This is a genomic window from Vicinamibacterales bacterium, from assembly GCA_041659285.1.
In the GTDB taxonomy this organism is placed as follows: Bacteria; Acidobacteriota; Vicinamibacteria; order Vicinamibacterales; family UBA2999; genus 12-FULL-67-14b.
The window spans coordinates 1-3,639 of record JBAZYO010000035.1; the positions used below are offsets into that span (position 1 = coordinate 1).

Genomic DNA, 3,639 nt, shown 5'->3' on the forward strand with positions numbered 1-3,639 from the left:
CAACACGCCTCGCTTCCGAGATAAAGCCGACTGTCCCCAGATGGAACAGGGAGAAAAATCTGCGCTGAATTCATTTCCCGTCTGCCTTTCTGTTAGGTGCAACTGCTAATCACACAGTGTGAGTAGCCAACTGTCACTGGACCATCCTCAGGAACGAATTCCTGAGCTGAATTATAAATGATTCGTAGCTAAAGTTCAAATTTCGACCATAAAAAAACCACCCACTGGGTGGCTCTGCTGCTGATTTGTCAACTCATGTCCTATTCTAAATTCTCCCCCAGTTCACCCAGGGCCATTGCATGTAGCCTAATTGCTTCTCCAATTTCTCCTTTTGTTAGCACTCCAGCCTCTGCTGGTTTTTTGCCGTTTAAATCAAATATCCTCACTATCTTCTCATAATACGGTCTTTGCCTAGTTGAAATCTTATGCAATATTGGGGTCGAAGAATCTTTGGCTATTGAGGCAGGATCCATTGTAGCCATTGCCAAATCCTCAACTGACCTAAAAACAAAACCCTTCTCCTCAAAATACCTCAAGTAGGGCTTAACTACCTGCTCAAGCTGCTCAATCGGTGGCATATCCTGCATATCTTGATAGGATATGGAATCCAGAACTCTTAACTGAGCTTCACTAAGCTGAAGCAATCCGCCGATTTTATCGGTATCAGGAGCTACATCCGGTCTAAACCCTGGACTAAAAAAAGAAATCGTAGCAGCTAATTTGTAAGCAAGACGCTTGTCGCCTTTTAAATCATCACTCACAGCGACGTGTTTTTTCATAAAATCGACCTGCTCCTCATGAAAAACTCCGGGCTCTGTTGCGCCCCCAAAAGTATCTTTGTCCATGGACTCGCCATATACCTCAAGGAGATGCTTAGCCCGTACCGCCTTAACTTTATCAGCTTCTATCAATAAGTCTGGAGTTTCAGTTGAAAATATTTCTTCGGTTGGTGTTGCTGAGGGAGTTGGAGAAGATGTGGGTATTTCTGTTGGATGCTCTGTAGGTAACGGCGTAGCTGTAGATGTCGAGACAACGGGTGATTCTTGACTCATTGGTGAAGCTGTAGTCTTAGGTGAAAGACTATTCTCCCCGCGAGTCGACAACAAAAACTCTTGATCATCCAGGATTGAGAGTAACAGAGGCGGGTGAACACGACTGACATCTACCGATCCATCAGGATGAACCTTATATCGTTTTGCAAAAGTACGCAATTGCTCCAAAAACTCTGTTACTCCTGCATCTCCATACTCCTCTCTAATAGCTGGTACTAAAATAGTCAATTGCTCTCGCAATATTTCTTCACGCTTCTCCGGATGCTTAACCAGATATGAGACAGAGCACTCTTCAGGTATCAGCACATGACTCGCTCCTAGGACAACACCTACTTTTGCCTCTTTACCCGGTTCAATCGCAGCATTCGTCAGCTCAGCTATCGGAGCAGAAAGAACATCAGCCATTACAGCATTTCTCAATGTAGAAATTATAGGAGAAGTCTCTTTATTATAATGTGCTATTCGCTGAAAAGAAGGAGTCTGACGATCGGCTTCATCCAAATCGCCAACAGAATCTGAAAGGCGTAAGTATGCCGAATTATCACGAGTTATTAGGTCATCCCTTGTCATACCTACTTCATAATCAGGAATCACTGGATACCCTCCTAATAAGTCTGCCTGCTTTCCTTCTAAGTCTTTGACCTTGTCTGACAACCTACCATCAACCTGCCCAAGTCCGACAGCCCCTACTGCAGTTCCTGCAACGTATCCAAGACCACGTTTTAACAACTGACGTCTCGTTAATGGCTTTGTGGTAAACTCATCCTTACTACTCCTATACATTCCATACCCTACAAGAGGAAGAACTGCCCCCGCACCAAATCCAACTTTTGCCCCAAACTTATAATTTTTTGCAGCAACAACACCCTTTTGTGCATCAGTATATTCCTTTGTTTGAGCACTAAGTATTGCAGCATCTTGCATTTTTTCATACGGTGCCACTTTTTCTTGATCCAATTTACCCCCAATATAGTCAAAATAATTAGGGATAGTTGAGGTAGCAGGGTCACCGAGTATCAGATCTGCACCATGTTCATAGGCATAACGAACTGGCCAGAAATTAAGAGAAAGTGTGTCTATATCAGTATTGGGATCAATAATCTGCCTTATAAGCCCTTCACTCAATGAGCTTCCTGTAGCTTCCTTTTCGCTCAAACAATAAAGACTATCAACAAGAAGGGTGTCTGGTTTATTCCCAAATCCAAACCCAATGTTCAGTGCGGCTTCTGCTGTCTTTCTTCCTGGAAAGACCAGGCCACTAGTCTCATCAGGATGATGCCGTATACCAACCACTACAATCTCTTTACCATCCTCATGAATCGTTTCTTCACGGATATGTCTTTCAACATTTCCTCCACTTGCTCCTTGTCCTTCTCCAGCAGCCATATAGTTAATTTAAAACGAAATGAGTACCTCAAGTCAATTCCACAAAAAAACCACCCATTGGGTGGTTTTTAAGCCTGTCCCGATTAAAATCGGGGCTCTGATAATCAAAAAGTGGTAGGAAAGGCGAGAGTAGATTTATGGTATCCTCAGTACGCCGATCTATCCTTACGGATAAACCATTGCTCCATCTTGCGACAGATAACGGATACCACCAAGCTCTACTCACTCAGCTTGGTTGCTTGATTTACACATCAACGTGACTAACCCAGCCTTAGAAGGCTGTTTAGTACAAGTATCATGTCTTCTCCAGATCGAAATTAGATTTTCTTTAATTGCTTAAAGAATGATTAAATTTAGAAAGGAGGTGATCCATCCCCAGCTTCGGCTAGGGATACCTTGTTGCGACTTAAGCCTCATCGCCAGTGTCGGCCTCTAACCCATTACTGGATTATTCAGCCGCCCCCGACTTTGCTGCCTTGACGGGCGGTGTGTACAAGACCCGAGAACGTATTCACCGCGGCATGCTGATCCGCGATTACTACCTATTCCGACTTCATGGGGTCGGGTTGCAGACCCCAATCTGAACTGAGGCGAAATTTAAGTGATTAGCTTGCTATTGCTAGCTTGCAACACGTTGTTATTCGCCATTGTAGTGTGTGTGTAACCCAGGGTATAAGGGCCATGCTGACTTGACGTCTTCCCCTCCTTCCTCCCTGTAAAAACAGGGCAGTCTGAAATGAATATTTAACATTTCACGGGGGTTGCGCTCGTTTCCCCACTTAAGGGAACACCTCACGGCACGAGCTGACGACAGCCATGCAGCGCCTGTCCTACCATCCTTGCGGATCTGCCAGTGTTTCCATAGGCATAAAACGGTAAGATGTCAAACCCTGGTAAGGTTTTTCGCTTTGTCTCGAATTAAACCACACGCTCCACAGGTTGTGCGGGTCCCCGTCAATTCCTTTGAGTTTTAGCCTTGCGGCCGTACTCCCCAGGCGGTCCGCTTAACGCGTTAGCTTACACCCCGTGGTTCAACACCACAGAGCTAGCGGACATCGTTTACAGCTAGGACTACACAGGTATCTAATCTGTTTCGCTACCCCAGCTTTCGTGCCTCAGCGTCAGGAAAAACCCAGGTGCCTGCCTTCGCCATCGGTATTCCAGTATATATCAACGCATTTCACTGCTACACATACTGTTC

General features: G+C 45.1%; 1 protein-coding gene and 1 rRNA gene. Both read right to left on the reverse strand.

Translation table 11 applies throughout. From position 1 onward, the window contains the following. Positions 1-260 precede the first annotated feature (260 nt). A complete protein-coding gene (locus WC815_24085) occupies positions 261-2,438 on the reverse strand; it encodes a hypothetical protein (GenBank protein MFA5911871.1) in 2,178 nt (725 codons plus the stop codon). A gap of 357 nt (positions 2,439-2,795) precedes the next feature. Further along, a 16S ribosomal RNA gene (locus WC815_24090) occupies positions 2,796-3,639 on the reverse strand; the annotation flags it as partial.